Source organism: Pseudonocardia alni (assembly GCF_002813375.1).
GTDB classification, from domain to species: Bacteria; Actinomycetota; Actinomycetes; order Mycobacteriales; family Pseudonocardiaceae; genus Pseudonocardia; species Pseudonocardia alni.
Window position 1 is genome coordinate 329,457 of record NZ_PHUJ01000003.1, and the last position, 18,294, is coordinate 347,750.

The window sequence follows — 18,294 nt, forward strand, 5'->3', positions numbered from 1 at the left end:
CGCCCGGCATCGGCGCCGGTCGGCCCTGTGAGGTGCCGTGCGAGCGTCCGGCGTCCGCACCGCATCCCCGCGGTCCGGCCGGCTCCGCGGTGTACCCGGACGCCCGGCCGGACGTCGCCTCGGCTCGACCGGCGCCGGAAGATCACCGGTTGTGGAGCGATCCGTTCACGACGCGGGCCTCATCCTCCACAACCGGTGATCATGGTCGGGTGGCGCGAGGCGGGGACCGGCGTGGTGGCCGGACCGTCTGCGGCACGGCCGGTCACGGTGTCGGTGGCCCGGCACCTGCGGGTCGGTCGGCGTCGGGCTCGCGGACGGGCAGACCCCGGACGAGGACGTCCAGGACGACCGCGAAGCGCGGTGTCCGCGTGCCGGGGTGCTGGGCGTTCCCGCCGCCGGCCGGCCGGCCGTGCACGTGACGAAGATCTGCCGGCCCTGCCCGGCCGTCGCGTCGCCGGCGCCGTCGCGGACGAGCGCCGTGACCCGAGCCAGGCCGACGCCGACCACGCCCGGCTGCTGACCTCGCTGCTCCGATCCGTCCGCGGGTCGGGCGCCGCGCCCTGGGTCAGCTGTCGAGCCGGCCGGCCGGCCGGCCGGGCCGGGGCCACGCACCGCCACGCGTCGGTCACGATCTCGGTGATCTCGTCGCGGTCGGCGGCGGCGTCGCCGGTGCCGTCGAGCACCACCCCGAGCCAACCGCGGTGCCCGACGTAGGCGGGCCGGAAGAACCGGGCCGGGTCCTCGGCGACCAGCTCGGCTTGCACGCCCGGCGCCGCGGCGCACCAGAACGCCAGGTGCGGGTGGCCGTGGTGGTTCCCGGCGTAGGAGACGAACATCCTCCGCACGAACCACGACGGCGACCCGTGGCTCTGCTTCTCGGTCACCTCGGGCAGGGACAGGCAGATCTCCCGCAGCCACGGCAGCGGGTCGGCGGGGTCCGGGTGGCGTGCGGTCACGGGCGCCCCGCGGACGGCCGGTAGGTTCCCACGCTCCACGTGTTGCCCTCCGGGTCGGCGACGGCGCACTCGCGCGAACCGTAGTCCTGGTCGACCGGCGCCATGGTGATCTCCGCGCCCGCGGCGGCCGCGCGGGCGTGCACCGCGTCCGGGTCGTCGCAGGTCAGGTAGACCACGGTCCGACCGGTGTCGAAGCGGTCGCCCCCGGCGCGGCGCGGTCCGATCAGCACGACGCCGGTGTCGGCGCCGTCGTCCCAGGCGAGCTCGGCGTGGGCGACCTCGCCGTCGTCGCCGGTGTGGACGGCGACCTCCCGGAAGCCGAGCGCCGTGGTGAGGAATGCGATGGCGGCGCGGGGGTCGTCGTAGCGGAGGGTCGGGTGGATGCTCATGACGAACCATCCTGACCGGGACGCGGCGGTGCGTCGTGAAGGAATGGGAACTGTTCGGCGCGGAATGCGGCGGGTGAGATCCCCGCGAGCGCCCGGAACTCGCGGGAGAGGTGGGGCTGGTCGGCGTAGCCGCACTCGGCGGCGACGAGCGCGAGCGGGTCCCGCCCGCCCCCGACCAGCTCCGCGGCGCGCGCGAAGCGCAGCACCCGGCGGACGGTGCCGGGGGCGAGACCGACCTGGGTCCGGAACCGGGACTGCAGGTGGCGGCGGCTCCAGCCGGTCTCGGCGGCCAGCTCCGCGACGCCGACCCGGCCCGCGGTCGCGCTGAGCCGGTCCCAGGCGTAGCGCACCTCGGGTGCGGGGAGGCGTGCCCGGTCGTCCAGGAGCCGGTCCGCGAGCAGTCCGCTGACCAGGTCGAATCGGCCGTCCCAGGTGGGCTCGGCGGCCAGGCGGGCGGGCAGCGCGGCGAGCACGGGGTCGTCGAGCTCGTCGAGGCGGGGCACCGTGCCGCCGGGCAGCGCCCGCCCGCCGAGGAGGGTGTAGGTCGCCGCCGGGGTCAGGTCCACCTGCACCCCGGCCTGCGGGCCGGTGAACTCGGTCAGCACCCAGGTGTCGCTCAGGCCGCCGACGAACGCGGCCGCCGCCGCGGTCCCGACGGCCGGCCCGGACAGCGTCAGCGGGTGCAGCCCCAGGATCAGCGCGGTCCCGGCGGACGGCGGCTGGCGGCGACGCAGGGGAGCGGCGGCGTGCTCGCGGTAGCCGAGGTAGCGCAGCACGTGCGCGCGCAGTGCGGCGGGCGGACGCCCCGGCACGTACTCGGCGGACATGGACGAGGTTGTACCCCCACTCCTCACCCGGCGGCCAGCGCGACCGCGAGGCCGAGCATCACCGTGGCGACCACGCCGTCGAGCACCCGCCACCCCGTCGGCCGGGCGAACAGCCCGGCGAGCCGCGCCGCGCCGAAGCCGAGCCCGGAGAACCAGGTCAGGCTGGCCACGACCACCCCGGCGCCGAACGCCCACCGGCCGTCGTCGCCGTGCGCAGCGGCCAGCGACCCGAGCACCAGCAGGTCCAGCATCATGTGCGGGTTCAGGAAGGTCAGTGCGGCGGCGCTCCCCAGGACGGGAACGAGCGGCCGCGCCGCGCCGCGGACGTCGGTGTCGAGACCGGCGGGACGCAGGGCGCGCCGCAGCGCCAGCAGGCCGTAGCCGGTCAGCCACGCGACGCCGCCCCAGCGCACCACCTCGACCAGGCCCGGCACCCGGTCGACGACCAGCCCGACGCCCGCGACCGCCGCGGTCACCAGCACCAGGTCGGCCAGCACGCAGAACACCACCACCGCCGGGACGTGCTCATGTCGCAGCCCCTGCCGCAGCACGAACGCGTTCTGTGCCCCGATCGCCGCGATCAGCGACAGTCCCGTCCCGAATCCCGCCAGCACACTCACGTCACCGACGCTAGGCCGACCGCGCCAGGAAGACGTCAGCAACTGAAAGAACGTCATGAACTGTAGAATCGCTTCATGTACGACCGGGAGCGGCTCGCCACCCTGAGCGCCGTGGTGGAGGAGGGTGGGTTCGACGCCGCCGCCGCGCGGCTGTCCATCACGCCGTCCGCGGTGTCCCAGCGGATCAAGGCCCTGGAACGGCAGGCGCGCCGGATCCTGGTGCGCCGCACGCGCCCCTGCGTCGCCACCGAGGAGGGCGCCGCGCTGCTGCGGCTCGCCCGCCAGATCGCGGTGCTCGAGGGGGAGGTCGAGGCCGGTTTCGGCAGCGCCGACACCGCGGGCACGCACCTGCCGATCGCGGTGAACGCGGACTCGGTGACCCACTGGTTCCTGTCCGCGGTGGTCCCGCTGGCCGCCCGGTACGGGGTCCGGCTGGACCTGCACGTCGACGACGAGCAGCACACCGCGGCCCTGCTCCGGGAGGGCTCGGTGGTCGGGGCGGTCACGACGTCGTCCGCGCCGGTGCAGGGCTGCACGGTCCGGCCGCTGGGCGCGACCCGCTACCGGCCCGTCGCCGCCCGGCCGGTGTACGACCGGTGGTTCGCCGGGCGGGACCCGGCCGAGGCGTTCCCGCTCGCCCCGCGGGTCGACTTCGGGCCGAAGGACCGGTTGCAGACGCGGTTCGTCCGCGGGCTCACCCACCGGCCGTGCACCGGCCCGGCGCACCGGGTGCCCGCCGCCGACGGCTACCACGACGCGATCCGTGCGGGTCTGGGCTGGGGGATGTTCACCGACGGCCCGGCCCGGGAGGCCGCGGCCGCCGGGCGGCTCGTGCTGCTCGACGCCGAGCGCCACCTCGACGTCCCGCTGTACTGGCAGCACTGGAAGCTCAGCACCACGGTGCTCGACGCACTCACCGAGTCGGTGTGCGCGGCGGCGGCGACGATCCTGGTGCCGCCGGCCCGCTGACCCGGGAGGTCTCAGATCCCGGACCGCCAGGGGCGTCCGAGCCGGATGTCGCAGGTGATGACCCCGCGGTCGACGCCGGTGAGGTCCGCGATCAGGTCGCGCACCGCGTCCTCGGCCACCCGGGGGTCGTCGACGGTGGTCGACGCCTCGATGCCCGGCACGTAGAGGGTGAGCCTGCGGTCCGCCCGCCAGGCCACCACCTCGAAGTGATGGTCACCGGTCACCCGTCCACGGTAGCCCGGCCGCGGCGCGAACGGGGCGGATCAGCCGACGGTCGGGTCGGCGGCGCGGCCCGCGTCGGCGCCCGGCTGCGTGTCGTCCTGCTGGGCGGGCACCGGGTCGCCCGTCGTCTCCGGGACACCGGTCGGCTCGACCGGGGCCGGGGGATCGGTGGGGGCCACCGGGTCCGCGGTCGGCTCCGGCGTGGGCTCGGCCGACGGCGTGCTCGTCGGCGTCGGCGGGGCGGTCGGCTCGTTGGGCGCCAGGGTGGAGGGCGACTCGCCGATCGGCCTGAACGCGGGGAACTCGGCCGTGCCGGTGGCGCGCACGGTGTCGGACATGAACGCCTTCCACACCGATCCGGGCAGGTCGGCGCCGTTGATCGGGCGGCCCGCGGAGTCCTGGATCGGGTCGTTGCGGTCGGTCCCGACCCACACGGCCGTCGCGATCCCGGGGGTGAAGCCGGCGAACCAGGCGTCGTTGTTCTGGCCCTCGAAGCGGGACTGGACGGTGCCGGTCTTGCCGGCGGCCTCCTGCCCGTCGGGCAGCTGCAGCCCGTCGTTGTCGACGACGTTCATCATCGCCTCGGCGACGTTGCGCGCCACCTGCTCGGGGAAGCGCTGCTCGCCCTCGCCCGGCTGGTACTCGTAGAGCACCCGCCCGTCGGAGTCGACGACCTTGGACACCATGTGCGGGGCGTGCCAGACACCCCCCGCGGCGATGGTGGCGTAGGCCGACGCCAGCTGGACCGGCGTGACCTCCTTGTTGCCCAGCGGGAGCCGCGCGTCGGGGTTCTCCAGCGGCGCGGTGATGCCGGCGAGGCGCGCGGCGTCGGCGACCTTCTGCGGCCCGACCTGCGCGGCGAGCTTGGTGAAGACGACGTTGTTGGAGATCGTCATCGCCTGCTTGAGGTCGCAGCGCGGGCAGTTGGCGCCCTCGGCGTTGCGCAGCCCCGGCCGCTCGGACCCGTCGAAGGTGGTGCCGAGACCGATCGGCGGGTCGTTCAGGAGCCCGGCGAGCACGGCGAACGGTTTGAACGTCGACCCGGGCTGCTTCATGACCTGGGCGTAGTCCAGGCCGGTGCCGTTCGGCCCGCCGTAGTAGCCGAGGATGCCGCCGGTGCGCGGGTCGATCGCGACCGCGCCGGTGCGCAGCAGCTCCGGCTCGCCGCGCAGCTTCTGCTCGACCGAGTCGGTGAGCTGCTGCTGGCGCTGCGGGTCGATCGTCGTCGTCACCTGGAGGCCGCCCTGGGCGAACGCCTGCTCGGAGATGCCCAGCGAGCCCAGCTCGGAGCGGACCGCGTTGAGGATGTGGCCGCGGGCGTCGGTCAGCGACGACGAGCGCGAGGTGTTCGCCGGCGCGATGGTCTGCGGGAACACGGCGGCCTGCCGGTCGGCCTGGGAGATCCAGCCCTGGGCGGCCATGCCGTCGAGGACGAAGTTCCAGCGCTGCTTCGCCCGGTCCGGGGAGTTCGCCGGGTCCCAGTTGGACGGCGACTGGATGATCCCGGCGAGCAGTGCGCCCTCGCTGGGGGTCAGCTGGGCCGCGGGCTTGCCGTAGTAGGCGAGGCTGGCGGACTCGATGCCGTAGGCGCCGCGGCCGAAGTAGATGGCGTTGAGGTAGTCGTTGAGGATCTCGTCCTTGGACTTCTGCCCGGAGACCTTCAGCGAGACGATCAGTTCCTTGTACTTCCGCCAGTACGTCGCGTCGTTACCCACCAGGGTGTTCTTGACGTACTGCTGGGTGATCGTCGACCCGCCGCCGACGCCGCCGGTCAGCTGGTTGACCATCGCCCGCAGGATGCCGGTGAAGTCGAAGCCCGGGTTCGAGTAGAACGACCGGTCCTCGGCCGCCAGCACGGCCTCGCGCACGGGCACCGGGATGGCGTCCATCCCGACCTTGATCCGGTTGCCCTGCTCGGGCACGAGGCGGGCGAGCTGGCCGCCGTCGGCGTAGGAGACGGTGGCGATCTGGTTCTGCACCGCGTCGTCGGTGCTGGGGATCGGGAACAGCAGCCAGCCGAGCCCGAGCAGCAGCAGCGGCAGCAGCACGATCGACGCGGCCGTCCCGACCAGCGAGTACAGGACCTGCCGGCGACGCCGGGTCCGGCGCTCCTCGGGGGTGAGGGCTGCCTTCTGGTCGGCGTCGAGGATGCCGAGGCGGCGGCGCACGACGCCCACGCCGGGCCCGACGAGTGCGATGACCCGGTCGAACGGCCCGTCGGGCTCGGCGCGACGCCGGCGGCGCGGGCCGGGGGCCGCGGCGTCGACGAACTCGGTGTCCGCCCCGTCGCCGGGGGCGGTGACCAGGGCGGTGGGCGCACCGCCGTCGCCGCGCGGGGCGGTGGCGGGCACGAGCCCGGTCGGGGCCTCGGCGGTGGGGGCGAGCGCGGTCGCGGCGTCGCCGGATCCGGGACGGCGGCGGCGACCGCCGGTGCGCGCGGGCAGGGCGTCGGTCGTGGATTCCGCGCCCTCGTCCGGCTCGGGACGACGACGGCGGCCGGTGCGGGTGGTCGCGGCGGTGCCGTGCGGGACCGCCGGGCCCGGGAACGGTGCCGAGGGCGCGGCGACGGCCGTGGTGGCCGCAGCGGTGACCCCGGCGGTGGCCGCCGTGGTGGCGGCGGAGGCCGGGCCGGGCCGGGCGGTACCGGTCGGGGGCACGGCGGGCCGGGGGACCGGCGGCAGCGACGGGTGCTGCGCGGGGCGGGGCGCGGCGCCCTGCGGACCGGCGCCGGGGGCGCTCGGCGCCGCCGGGGCGGGGCGGGGCCGGGCGTGCGGCCCGGTGTTCCGGAGCCCTGGGGCAGGCGCGGCGCCGTGGGTGTCGCCGGTGCCGGATCGTGGTGCCCCGGCCCCCGGGCGGTCGACCGGCCCGGCCGGCGCCGGCGCGGTGGGCTGCCCGGCCGGGAACGACGGTGCGGGGCCCGGGCGGCCGGGTCCGCCGGCGCCGGGGCGCCGCTGCGGGCCGGTGGTGTGCCGGGGCTCGGCCGCGGGGGGCGGGCCCGCGGGCGTCGCACCGGTGGTGCCGGGCCGCGGGGTGCTGCCGGGCTCGCGGGGCACGGTGCCGCCGCGCACGCGCAGCCCGACCTTCGTGGTGCCCCCGGAGCCGTTGACGCCGGAGCCGGGGCCGCTGCCGCCCGAGCCGCTGCCCGCGGAGCCGGGGGTGCCGGAGCCGCTGCCCACGGAGCCGTTGCCCACGGAGCCGTTGCCCACGGAGCCGTTGCCCGAGCCGTTCGCAGAGGTGTCGTTCACGGGAGCGCCGTTCGCGGGAGCGCTGTGCGCGGGGGCGCCGTCCGCCGGGGCCCCGGTACCGGGGGCGGCGGTCGCGCGAGCGGCCTCGCCGGCCCGCCGGGAGCGCCGACGGCCGGTGCCGCCGTCCTCCCCGGTGCCGCGGGCCCCGTCCGGGCCGGAACGTCCGGTCGACCCGGTCGACCGGACGACGTCGGCGAAGGAACGGGCCTCCGGCTCGGCGGACCGCGCGCGCCGTCCACCGGCGGGGGCGCCGTGCCGTGCCGAAGCGCCGGAGTCGGCGCGGGCGACCTGGTCGCTGCCGTGCCGGCCGGTCGGGCGCTCCTCGGTGTCGACCGCACGACCGGAACCGGTCGATCCGTGGGAATCGGACCCGGGGGAGCGGCGCGACCGCGGCGGTGGGGGCGGGCCTGCGGGCAACCGGCTCTCCCTTCTGGTCGACGGCCGGCGGAACCGGACGGTGGCGTGGTCTCACCCGGTCAACGAGTTCGCTGTGTCAACGAGGGACCGGAGGGCGGCGTTGTGCCCACCTGATCGACGTCACTCGAATGTCGGCACGTCAGCGGGGTGATGGCGCGCTCCGTGACCGGATCGCCCGATCATGGTGCGGCATGCGGACCATCGTGCCCGCGGCCGAAGGGATGCACAGGCGACACGATCACTGCGTCGAGCAACGGCCGGTTGCGTGCGACGACGCGCGGGCGGCCCAGCGCCGGACGGCCGGACGGCCGCATCCGGCGGGACGACCGGCCGTCGTCGATCGACGGGCGGCGGCAACCCCGACGCCGACCTGCGGCAACGGGTCAGGAGAGCAGCGGGCCCATGCGGTCGCGCAGCGCGACCGCGGCCGACAGCGGCCGCACGAGCACGGTGAGCTCGCGGATCCGGCCCTCCTCGTCGGTGCGCAGGATGTCGACGCCCTGCACCTCGCGCTCCCCGACGGTCGCGGCGAACTCGAGGACGTGCCCGTCGTCGCCGGAGTACCCGGCGACATAGTGGAACCCGCCGAAGACGGTGAACACCGCGCCCAGGATCGGGCGCAACGCCTCCCGGCCCCGGTAGGGGCGGTGCACGACGGGCGAGCGGAACTCGACGTCGTCGCGGCAGAGGGCGACGGCCGCGTCGAGGTCTCCGGCCTCGATCGCGGCCCGGAAGCGGGCGGCGGCGTCGTTCACGCCGGCGATCATGCCCCACCCGCCCCGGGTCAGGCGGCCGCGGCCGCCGGACGCAGGCCGACGGCGCCGGCCAGCAGCTCGTAGGAGCGCAGCCGGTCCTCGCCGCGGAAGGTCGAGGTCGTCACCATCAGCTCGTCCACCCCGGTCCGGGCCACGAGCTCCTCGACGCCGGCGCGCACGGTCTCCGGCGAGCCGATGACCTGGTCGGCGTGGCGCTGCTCGACGAACGCCCGGGCCGGGTCGGTCCAGTCGAAGGCCGCGACCTCGTCGGGGCCGGGCAGCGGGCGCGGATCGCCGAGGCGCAGGTGCAGGAACTGCAGCGCCGAGGGCAGCGCCAGCTCGCGGGCGCGCTCGTCGGTGTCGGCGCAGGTCACGGCGGCGGCGATCATCGAGTACGGCTGCGCCAGCAGCGCCGAGGGCCGGAAGTGCTCGCGGTAGAGCTCCAGCGCGGGCAGCGTGTTCGCGGCCGAGAAGTGGTGGGCGAAGGCGAACGGCAGCCCGAGCATCCCGGCGACCTTCGCCGAGTAGCCCGACGAGCCGAGCAGCCACATGGTCGGTGCGTTCCCCACGGCCGGTACGGCGAGCACACCGGCGTCGCCACGGAAGTAGGCCGCGAGCTCCACGAGCTGGTCGGGGAAGTCGTCCGGGGCGTGCAGCCGGTCGGCTCCGGTCCCGCGCAGCGCGGCGGCGGTGCGGGGGTCGGTGCCCGGGGCGCGCCCGATGCCGAGGTCGATCCGGCCGGGGTGCAGGGCCTCGAGGGTGCCGAACTGCTCCGCGACGACGAGCGGGCGGTGGTTGGGCAGCATCACCCCGCCCGAGCCGACGGTGATCCGCCCGGTCGCCCCGGCCAGGTGCGCGATCAGCACCGGCGGCGACGAGCTGGCGATCCCGGGCATGCCGTGGTGCTCGGCGACCCAGTAGCGGGTGAAGCCCAGCTCCTCGGCCCGTCGTACCAGGCGGGTGCTGTGCGCCAGCGCGTCGGTGGCCGACGAGCCGTCGGCCACGGGGACCAGGTCGAGCACGGAGAGAGGGACCACGACGGCTGCAACACCCGCACCCGCCGGGCGTCTTCCCGGCGGTCGAAACCGGTTCGCGGCCCCCGACTAGCATCGGAGGTCCATCTGTTCGCACCACCTCTGGAGGCACCCCCGTGTCCGCACCGTCCGCCCCGCCCGCGTCCGCCCCGATCCGGGTGCCGGCCGGGACGACCGCCGGCGCGCGCGTCCGGGAGGGCGGGCTGCCGACCAGCGGTCCCGAGGCGATCGTCGTCGTGCGCGACGCCGAGGGTGCCCTGCGCGACCTGGCCTGGGTCCCCGAGGCCGACGCCGAGGTCGTCCCGGTCCCGGCGAACACCGAGGAGGGGCGCAGCGTCATCCGGCACTCGGCGGCGCACGTGCTCGCCCAGGCCGTCCAGCAGCTGTTCCCGAAGGCCAAGCTGGGCATCGGCCCGCCGGTCACCGACGGCTTCTACTACGACTTCGACGTCGACACCCCCTTCACCCCCGAGGATCTGAAGAAGATCGAGTCGGCGATGAAGAAGATCGTGAAGGCGGGGCAGCGCTTCGAGCGCCGTCGCTACGCCTCGCAGGACGAGGCCCGCGCCGAGCTGGCCGACCAGCCCTACAAGCTGGAGCTGATCGACCTGAAGTCGACGGACGACTCCGTCGACAGCGGGGAGGTCATGGAGGTCGACTCCTCCGGCGAGCTCACCGTCTACGACAACGTGCACGCCCACACCGGCGCCGTCGTCTGGTCGGACCTGTGCCGTGGCCCGCACCTGCCGACCACCAAGTTCATCCCGGCGTTCTCGCTGACCCGCTCGGCCGCCGCGTACTGGCGGGGCGACCAGCGCAACGCCCAGCTCCAGCGGATCTACGGCACCGCGTGGGAGTCGCAGGAGGCGCACGACGCCTACCTGGAGCGCATCGCCGAGGCCGAGCGGCGCGACCACCGCCGCCTGGGCAGCGAGCTGGACCTGTTCAGCTTCCCCGACGAGATCGGGTCGGGCCTGCCGGTCTTCCACCCCAAGGGCGGCGTCGTCCGCAAGGAGCTGGAGGACCTGTCCCGCGAGCGGCACGCCGCGGCCGGGTACGAGTTCGTCTACACCCCGCACGCCACCAAGGGCGCGCTGTTCGAGAAGTCCGGGCACCTGGAGTGGTACGCCGAGGGCATGTACCCGCCCATGCAGCTCGACGCGGAGTACACCGCCGACGGCGAGCTGAAGCGGCCGGCCGTCGACTACTACCTCAAGCCGATGAACTGCCCGATGCACAACCTGATCTTCGCCTCGCGCGGACGGTCCTACCGCGAGCTGCCGCTGCGGCTGTTCGAGTTCGGCACCGTCTACCGCTACGAGAAGTCCGGTGTGGTGCACGGCCTCACCCGGGCCCGCGGGTTCAGCCAGGACGACGCGCACATCTACTGCACCCGTGAGCAGATGCAGGGTGAGATCCGCAGCCTGCTGCAGTTCGTGCTGGACCTGCTGCGCGACTACGGCCTCGACGACTTCTACCTGGAGCTGTCGACCCGCAACCCGGAGAAGTCGATCGGCTCCGACGAGTCGTGGGCCGAGGCCACCCAGGCGCTGCGCGACGCCGCCGAGAGCTTCGGGCTGACCCTGCACGACGACCCGGGCGGCGCCGCGTTCTACGCGCCCAAGATCTCGGTGCAGGCCCGCGACGCGATCGGCCGCTACTGGCAGATGTCGACCATCCAGGTCGACCTGATGCTGCCGGACCGCTTCGAGCTGGAGTACACCTCCTCCGACGGTTCCCGGCAGCGTCCGGTCATGATCCACCGCGCGCTGTTCGGCTCGATCGAGCGCTTCTTCGGCGTGCTCACCGAGCACTACGCCGGCGCCTTCCCGGCGTGGCTGGCCCCCGTCCAGGTGGTGGGGATCCCGGTCACCGAGGCCCAGGACGACTACGTCCGCGGCATCGCCGCCCGGCTGCGCGCCGCGGGCATCCGGATCGACGTCGACTCCGGCGACGACCGGATGCAGAAGAAGATCCGCACCCACACGCTGCAGAAGGTGCCGTTCCTGCTGCTCGTGGGCGGTCGCGACGTCGAGGCCGGCGCGGTGAGCTTCCGCTTCCGCGACGGCTCGCAGACCAACGCGGTGCCGGTCGACGAGGCCGTCGCGGCGATCACCGCGTGGGTGTCCTCGCGCAGCAACGTCTCCCCGACCGCGGAGACCTTCCCCGCGTCCTGACGGTCGTGCGCCCGGGTACCGGCCCGGGCGCACCCCGTCACCCGCGGGCGTCCGGGTCGATCGCGGTGGTCAGCGACCGGGCGATGCCGGCGCCGAGCTCCTCCGGAGTGGACCTCCCGTCCGGGCGGTACCACTTGTAGGTCCAGTTCGCGGCGCCCAGGCACATGTTCATGTAGACCTTCGGGGTCATCCCGGTGAGGGCGCCGGGGTGCGCGGTGAGGTGGTCGCGCAGCGCGGTGAGGAAGACGTCCTCGAACGCGCGCCGTCGCCGGAGCACCTCGCCGGCCAGCTCGACCGGCAGCTCGTGCTCCTCCTCGAAGCAGACCTTGAGCAGCGACTGGTGCCGGCAGGTGTAGGCGACCCGGGACGCGATCAGGTCGCGGATCGCCTCCAGCGGTGAGCCCGCGGCGGCGAGGGTCTCGCGGGCGAGCACCAGGCTCTCGTCCAGTACGTCGGAGTAGAGCCGGACCAACAGCTCCTCCTTGCTGCTGAAGTAGTGGTAGAGCGTCGGCTTCGACAGCCCGACCGCGGCCGCGATCTCGTTCATCGACGTCGCCCGGAAACCGCGCCGGGAGAAGATCTCGGCCGAGAGCGCGAGGACGCGTATCCGACGGGCGTCCGCCTTGGTCAGGGCCGTGCCGGCCATCGGGTTCCTTCCGTCGTGCAGTCGGGCCCGCTCACGGTAGCCCCGGGGCGGGTTGACAGGGCTGCCCGGTCGTCCCACTATTCGACCGTCCGGTCGGTCGATTTTGTGAGGCGCGCCATAGATGTGGGAGCTCGACGAGGAGCACGAGGCGTTCCGGCGGACCTGTCGGGACTTCACCGACCGTGAGATCCGGCCGTTGGTCGAGGAGGCCGAGCAGGCCGGGGCGATCCCGATGCAGCTGTGGAAGCGTCTCGGCGCGGCCGGCCTGCTCGGGCTGGCCACCCCCGAGGAGCACGGCGGCTCGGACGCGGACGCCCTGGCCGTCGCGCTGCTGGCCGAGGAACTGAGCAGAGCCACCGGCGGGATCGCGGTGACCGCGCTGGTCAGCGGGTACATGGCGGCGCCCCACCTGGTCCGCCACGGCAGCCCCGACCAGCAGCGGCGCTGGCTCGGCCCGCTCGCCGCGGGCGAGGCGATGGCCGGGATCGCGGTGACCGAGCCGGGGACCGGTTCCGACGTCGCCGGCATCACCAGCACCGCCCGGCCCGCGGGCGGGGGCTGGACGATCGACGGCCGCAAGATGTTCATCACGAACGCCGGGCTGGCCGACGTGCTGGTCGTCGCCGCACGGACCGGCGGGCCCCGGCACTCGGGGATCACCCTGTTCGCGGTGCCCACCGACGCGCCGGGCCTGTCCGTGGGCCGCCCGCTGCGCAAGATGGGGTGGCACTCCTCGGACACCCGCGAGGTGGTCCTCGACGGCGTCGCCGTCGGCCCCGGGGACGTCGTGGGTACCGAGAACCGCGGCTTCCACCAGATCATGGAGGGGTTCCAGCTCGAGCGGATCGCGCTGGCCGGGATGGGGCTGGGCCACGCGGCGGAGTGCCTGGACCTGGTCCGGTCCTACGTCCGCGAGCGCGAGGCGTTCGGCGCCCCGCTCGCCCGGCTGCAGACGATCCGGCACCGCGTCGCGGTGATGGAGATCGAGCTGGACTCGGCCCGGCTGCTCACCCACCGGGCCGCGGCCCGGCTCTCCTCGGGGCACCCGGAGGCGCAGACCTCGGTGGCCCGGGCCAAGTACGTGGCCGCGATCGCGGCCAACCGGATCGTCGACGAGGCGGTGCAGCTGTTCGGCGGAGCCGGGTTCGTCGAGGAGTCCCCGGTCGCCCGGCACTACCGCGACGCCCGGATCCTGCGGATCGGGGGCGGAACCGACGAGATCCAGCTGGAGATCCTCGCCAAGGGGACCGCCGGATGAGCGCCTCGACCACCGGCGCGCCGACCCGGGCCGACGTCACCGCGGCCCGGGAGCGGGCGCTGGCCGGGGGAGACGCCTCCCGCTGGCCCGGGAAGATGGCGGTGCGCGACCGGCTGCGGGTGCTGTTCGACCCCGGCACGTTCGTCGAGGACGGTCTGCTCGCCTCGGTGGCGGCCGACGGTCTGCCCGCCGACGGTGTCGTCACCGGGGTCGGCCGGGTGGACGGCCGCCGGGTCGCTGTGATCGCCCACGACTTCACCGTGAAGGCCGGGTCCTGGGGGGAGCTGACGTGCGAGAAGCAGATCCGGATCCTGGAACGCGCGGACCGCGATCTGCTCCCGGTGGTCTACCTGGTCGACTCCGCGGGTGGCCGGTTGACCGACCAGATGGGCTTCTTTCCCGGCAGGCGTGGTGCCTCGGCGATCTTCCACCTGCAGGTCCGGCTCTCCGGGCGGGTCCCCCAGATCTGCTGCCTGCACGGCCCCTCTGCCGCCGGAGGGGCCTACATGCCCGCCTTCTGCGACTGGGTCGGGATGGTCGAGCACAACGCCTCGATGTACCTGGCGAGCCCGCGGGTCGCCGAGAAGGTCACCGGTGAGCGCACCACCCTGGAGGAGATGGGCGGGGCACAGATGCACGCCTCGGTCTCCGGCTGCGGCGACGAGGTGTTCGGCTCCGACTGGGAGACCGTCTCGGCCGCCCGTCTGCTGCTGTCCTACCTGCCCGACGACTACCGGTCCTCGCCCGCCCGCGCCGAGCCGGTCCCGCCGGAACGGGTGCTCGGCGAGGTCGTGCCACCCGATCCGAACCAGGCCTACGACGTGCGCGACGTGATCGAGGGCGTCGTCGACGCGGGCACCTTCTTCGAGATCAAGGCCCGGTGGGCACGGGAGATCGTCGTCGGACTGGCCCGGCTCGAGGGGCGGGTCGTGGGCCTGGTGGCCAACCAACCCGACGTCCGCAGCGGCGCGATCTTCGTCGACTCCGCCGACAAGGCCGCCCGGTTCGTCTCGATGTGCGATGCCTACGGGATCCCGCTGGTGTTCCTGCAGGACGTTCCCGGATTCATGGTCGGGGTGGACGTCGAGCGGCAGGGGATCATCCGGCACGGCGCGAAGCTGATCGCCGCGATGTCCTCGGCGGAGGTCCCGAAGTTCACCGTGGTGCTGCGCAAGGCCTACGCCGCCGGCTACTACGCGATGTGCGCCCCCGGCTTCGAACCCCGCGCGACCCTCGCGCTGCCCACCGCCACCATCGGCCCGATGGCGGCCGAGGCCTCGGTGAACGCGGTGTACGCCAACAAGATCGCCGCCATCGGCGACGACGGCGAGCGGGCCGCCTACGTCGCGGCTCGCACCGCCGAGCAGGAGGCGGACGTGAACCTGCTGCGGATGGGGAGCGACCTGGTCGTCGACGCCGTCGTCGCACCGGGGGAGCTGCGCGCCGAGCTCGTCGCACGGATGAACGACGCCGACGGCTGGACCCGCACGACCGGGCGTCGGCACCACCTGATCAGCCCTGTGTAGATCTGCGAGAGGACGACGATGTCCGAGAGCACGGACCCGCTGGCCGCGTTGATCGCGGAGCCGTTGCGGGCGCTGCCACAGCGGTGGCGGGTACCGGAGCGGGAGGCCGAGCTGGGGCACGTCCGCGGCTTCGGCACCGACGAGTACTGGGAGTGGGCGGCGAGCCGGCAGCGCTGGATGCGGCCCTGGGAGCGGCTGCGCACCGGTGGGCTGCCCGACTTCACCTACTTCGACGGCGGCCTGATCAACGTCGCCGACAACTGTGTGGACCGGTGGGCCGAGGACCCCGCCACCCGGGACCGGGCGGCGGTGGTGTGGGAGGGCGAGCCGGGCGACACCCGCACGCTGACCTACGGCGAGCTGGCCGTCGAGGTGTCGGCGCTGGCCGCGGGCCTGCGGGAGCTCGGCGTGTCCCGTGGTGACGTCGTCGCGATCTACATGCCGAACCTGGTGGAGGCGTTCACCACGATCCAGGCGTGCAACCGCATCGGTGCGGTGTACACCGTGCTGTTCGCCGGGTTCGGGGAGCAGGCTGTGGGGTCGCGGCTGGCCGCGGCGGGCGCGTCGGTGGTGGTCGTCGCGGACGCGAGCTACCGGCGGGGCAACCGGGTGGAGCTGCTCGCCACGCTGCGGGCGGCGCGCTCGCGGGCCCCGTCGGTCCGGGCGACGGTGGTGGTCGACCGCACCGGTGACGACACCGCACTGACCGGGGGCGAGCACCGCTACGCCGACCTGCTCACCTCGGGGGCGGCCGGGTGCGACGCGGTGGCGCTGGACCCGAACGAGCCGGCGTTCCTGATCTTCACCAGCGGGACGGAGTCGACCCCGAAGGGGGTGGTGCACTCGGTGGGCGGGTTCCTGGTGGGGACCTGGGCGAACGCGTACTGGCAGGCGGGCCGCCAGGACGGGGACGTGTACTGGGTGGCGGCGGACGTGGGCTGGCTGACCTTCCCGATCCAGGCGGTGGTCGGCGGGCTGGCGTGCGGGATGACGATCGCCTGCTTCGAGGGTGCGCTGGACACGCCGTCCACGTCGCGGTTCTACGAGATCTGTGCCCGGCACCGGGTCACGAAGGTGCTGATGGCGCCGACGGTGGCGCGGATGCTGCGCAAGTTCGGCGACGACCTGGCCGCGGCGCATCCGGTGGCCCTGTCCTTGATCACGATGCAGGGCGAGCCGCTGGACGCGGACACCTTCGCGTGGACGACCCGGACGTTCGACGTGCCGGTGGTCAACGCCTACGGGCAGACCGAGACCGGTTCGACCTGGACCTACCCGGTCGCCGGGGTGGAGGCACTCAAGGCGGGCTCGGTGGGGACGGCGGTGCCCGGGCACGACTGGGTCGTCGTCGACGACGACGGGGTCGAGGTGCCACCGGGGGTGAAGGGGAACCTGGTGCTGACCGCGCCGTTCCCGACCCTGGCCCGGACGGTGTGGGGCGACCACCAGCGGTACCTGGACACCTACTTCGGACGGTTCCCGGGCCGGTACGCCACCCACGACGAGGCAGTGGTCGACCACGACGGGCACCTGTGGGTGCTCGGCCGGGCCGACGACGTGATCAACGTGGCGGCGCACCGGATCTCGACGATGGAGATCGAGGCCGTGGTCACCGCGCACCCGGCGGTGGTGGAGGCGGCGGTGGTCGGGGTGCCGGACCCCACCAAGGGCACCGTCCCGATCGCCTTCGTCACCCTCGGTCCGGGCGCCGGGCCCGGCGACGTCGCGGCCGAGGTCGGTCGCCGGGTCGTCGCGGAGCTCGGTGGCTACGCCCGGCTGGACCGGGTGCACGTCACGACGGCACTGCCGAAGACCCGTACCGGGAAGATCATGCGCAGGCTGCTGCGCGACCTGGTCGTGCACGGCGAGCCCACCGGCGACACCTCCGCGATGGAGGACCGGTCCGCCCTCGACGCCACCGCCGCGGCGGTACGCGGATGAGCGGCGCCGAGGACCGCGCCGTGTCCGGTCGCTGGTTCGAGGAGCTCACGGTGGGGACGGTCGTCCGGCACGCCACCCGGCGCACCGTCACCGAGACCGACAACGTCCTGTTCACGACCATGACGATGAACCCGGCACCGCTGCACCTCGACGCCGAGTACGCCGCGGGTACCGAGTTCGGCCGCCCGCTGGTGAACAGCATGTTCACCGTCGCGCTCGTCGTCGGACTCTCGGTCCCGGAGCTCACCCTGGGCACGATCGTCGCCCAGCTCGGCCTCGACGAGGTCGTGTTCGGGCACCCGGTGTTCCCGGGCGACACCGTCCGGGTGGAGACCGAGGTCGTCTCGGCCCGGGAGTCCCGCTCCCGGCCGGACGCCGGGATCGTCGTGTTCGAGCACCGCGCCCACAACCAGCACGGCGACCTGGTCTGCCGGGCCCGGCGCACCGGGCTGATGCACCGGCGCCCCGCCCACGGTGGCCGGTCATGACCGCGGTGCGCAGCGTCCTGTTCGTGCCCGGCGGCGCCCCGGAGCTGCTCGCGAAGGTCGTCCGCAGCCGGCCCGACGTCGTCGTCGCCGACCTGGAGGACGCGGTCGCCCCCGCCGACAAGGCCCGGGCCCGCGACGCGGTGGTCACCGCGCTCGCCGCGGACCGCCCCGGCGCGGGCACGGTGCTGATCCGGGTCAACCCGCCCGGGACGCCCTGGCACGACGACGACCTCGCCGCCGCGGCGGGCGCGGCCGCCGACGGGGTGGTCCTGCCCAAGTACGAGGACCCCGGCCGGCTCCGCGCGGTGCGGGACGCACTGCCGTCCGGGGCCCGGGTCGTCGTCGGGCTGGAGAGCGCGCTCGGGGTGGCCGACGCCCGTGCGCTGCTCGCCGAGGGACCCGACGCCGCCTACTTCGGCGCGGAGGACCTGGTCGCCGACCTGGGCGGACGGCGGACCACCGGCGGCGACGAGGTGCTGCACGCCCGCAGCGCCGTCCGGCTGGCGGCACACCTCGCCCGGGTCCCGGTGGTCGACCAGGCGGTCGTCGCCGTCCGGGACACCGAGGGGTTCCGCGCCGACGCCGCCCGCGGCCGCGATCTCGGCTACCACGGCAAGATCTGCCTGCACCCGCTGCAGGTGCAGGCGGCGCACGAGGTCTTCACCCCGTCGGCCGACGAGCTCGCCCGGGCCCGCCGGGTGCTGGACGCCGCCGGTGGTGGCGTCGGTGTCGTCGACGGGCGGATGGTCGACGCCGTGCACATCGCGATGGCCAGGGGTGTCCTGGCCCGGGCGGGGGACGCGTGAGGAACGCGCTCCGCCGGG

Annotated in this window: 16 protein-coding genes; 7 read left to right on the forward strand and 9 right to left on the reverse strand. The window is 74.7% G+C overall.

Annotation, left to right across the window (positions count from 1 at the left end; all coding sequences use genetic code 11):
- Positions 1 to 179: 179 nt before the first annotated feature.
- Genes ATL51_RS29800 through ATL51_RS02765 form a run of 4 tightly spaced genes read right to left on the reverse strand, consistent with a single transcriptional unit; the run spans position 180 to position 2,792 of the window.
- Entirely contained in the window at positions 180 to 956 is a 777-nt protein-coding gene (locus ATL51_RS29800; protein WP_392567353.1) for an MmcQ/YjbR family DNA-binding protein, read from the reverse strand.
- Positions 953 to 1,345 carry a VOC family protein gene (locus ATL51_RS28580; RefSeq protein WP_167409951.1) on the reverse strand — a complete coding sequence of 131 codons (393 nt, stop codon included), beginning with the start codon at positions 1,343 to 1,345 and terminating at the stop codon, positions 953 to 955. The genes ATL51_RS29800 and ATL51_RS28580 overlap by 4 nt, the downstream gene beginning before the upstream one ends.
- Positions 1,342 to 2,172 (reverse strand): helix-turn-helix domain-containing protein, encoded by an 831-nt coding sequence (locus ATL51_RS02760; protein WP_100877556.1) that lies wholly within the window; start codon positions 2,170 to 2,172, stop codon positions 1,342 to 1,344. Before ATL51_RS02760 ends, ATL51_RS28580 begins: the two co-directional genes overlap by 4 nt.
- Positions 2,173 to 2,195: 23 nt before the next feature.
- Positions 2,196 to 2,792, reverse strand: coding sequence for a LysE/ArgO family amino acid transporter (locus tag ATL51_RS02765; RefSeq protein ID WP_301548862.1), 597 nt, complete (start codon positions 2,790 to 2,792; stop codon positions 2,196 to 2,198).
- A gap of 75 nt (positions 2,793 to 2,867) precedes the next feature.
- Between ATL51_RS02765 and ATL51_RS02770 the strand changes: the two genes are divergently transcribed.
- Positions 2,868 to 3,761, forward strand: a complete 894-nt coding sequence (locus tag ATL51_RS02770; RefSeq protein WP_100877558.1) for a LysR family transcriptional regulator ArgP — start codon at positions 2,868 to 2,870, stop codon at positions 3,759 to 3,761.
- An 11-nt stretch (positions 3,762 to 3,772) separates the two neighbouring features.
- Here ATL51_RS02770 and ATL51_RS02775 read toward each other — a convergent pair whose 3' ends face one another.
- The 4 genes from ATL51_RS02775 to ATL51_RS02790 all read right to left on the reverse strand — a co-directional run bounded on the left by ATL51_RS02775 (position 3,773) and on the right by ATL51_RS02790 (position 9,437).
- Complete coding sequence (locus ATL51_RS02775; protein WP_073574628.1) at positions 3,773 to 3,985, reverse strand: hypothetical protein; 213 nt, start codon at positions 3,983 to 3,985, stop codon at positions 3,773 to 3,775.
- A 39-nt stretch (positions 3,986 to 4,024) separates the two neighbouring features.
- Positions 4,025 to 7,228, reverse strand: a complete 3,204-nt coding sequence (locus tag ATL51_RS02780; protein WP_301548863.1) for a transglycosylase domain-containing protein — start codon at positions 7,226 to 7,228, stop codon at positions 4,025 to 4,027.
- A gap of 800 nt (positions 7,229 to 8,028) precedes the next feature.
- On the reverse strand, positions 8,029 to 8,400 hold the full coding sequence (locus tag ATL51_RS02785) for a nuclear transport factor 2 family protein (RefSeq protein ID WP_301548864.1): 372 nt from the start codon (positions 8,398 to 8,400) through the stop codon (positions 8,029 to 8,031).
- A 29-nt stretch (positions 8,401 to 8,429) separates the two neighbouring features.
- Positions 8,430 to 9,437, reverse strand: a complete 1,008-nt coding sequence (locus ATL51_RS02790) for an LLM class flavin-dependent oxidoreductase (RefSeq protein WP_167409952.1) — start codon at positions 9,435 to 9,437, stop codon at positions 8,430 to 8,432.
- Positions 9,438 to 9,550: 113 nt separating this feature from the next.
- Here ATL51_RS02790 and thrS point away from each other — a divergent pair, with 113 nt between their 5' ends.
- Complete coding sequence (gene thrS / locus ATL51_RS02795) at positions 9,551 to 11,611, forward strand: threonine--tRNA ligase (RefSeq protein WP_100877561.1); 2,061 nt, start codon at positions 9,551 to 9,553, stop codon at positions 11,609 to 11,611.
- A gap of 37 nt (positions 11,612 to 11,648) precedes the next feature.
- Here the strand turns inward: thrS and ATL51_RS02800 are convergent, their stop codons facing one another.
- A complete protein-coding gene (locus ATL51_RS02800) occupies positions 11,649 to 12,257 on the reverse strand; it encodes a TetR/AcrR family transcriptional regulator (RefSeq protein ID WP_100877562.1) in 609 nt (202 codons plus the stop codon).
- 121 nt (positions 12,258 to 12,378) lie between these two features.
- Here ATL51_RS02800 and ATL51_RS02805 point away from each other — a divergent pair, with 121 nt between their 5' ends.
- Genes ATL51_RS02805 through ATL51_RS02825 form a run of 5 tightly spaced genes read left to right on the forward strand, consistent with a single transcriptional unit; the run spans position 12,379 to position 18,276 of the window.
- Entirely contained in the window at positions 12,379 to 13,515 is a 1,137-nt protein-coding gene (locus ATL51_RS02805; protein ID WP_100877563.1) for an acyl-CoA dehydrogenase family protein, read from the forward strand.
- Positions 13,512 to 15,041 (forward strand): acyl-CoA carboxylase subunit beta, encoded by a 1,530-nt coding sequence (locus ATL51_RS02810; protein ID WP_100877564.1) that lies wholly within the window; start codon positions 13,512 to 13,514, stop codon positions 15,039 to 15,041. Before ATL51_RS02805 ends, ATL51_RS02810 begins: the two co-directional genes overlap by 4 nt.
- An 18-nt stretch (positions 15,042 to 15,059) precedes the next feature.
- The gene (locus tag ATL51_RS02815; protein ID WP_100877565.1) at positions 15,060 to 16,982 is read left to right on the forward strand and encodes an AMP-binding protein; all 1,923 of its coding nucleotides are present in this window, start codon (positions 15,060 to 15,062) and stop codon (positions 16,980 to 16,982) included.
- Positions 16,979 to 17,470 carry a MaoC family dehydratase gene (locus ATL51_RS02820; protein ID WP_100877566.1) on the forward strand — a complete coding sequence of 164 codons (492 nt, stop codon included), beginning with the start codon at positions 16,979 to 16,981 and terminating at the stop codon, positions 17,468 to 17,470. The genes ATL51_RS02815 and ATL51_RS02820 overlap by 4 nt, the downstream gene beginning before the upstream one ends.
- On the forward strand, positions 17,467 to 18,276 hold the full coding sequence (locus ATL51_RS02825; protein WP_100877567.1) for an HpcH/HpaI aldolase/citrate lyase family protein: 810 nt from the start codon (positions 17,467 to 17,469) through the stop codon (positions 18,274 to 18,276). The genes ATL51_RS02820 and ATL51_RS02825 overlap by 4 nt, the downstream gene beginning before the upstream one ends.
- Positions 18,277 to 18,294: the final 18 nt, after the last annotated feature.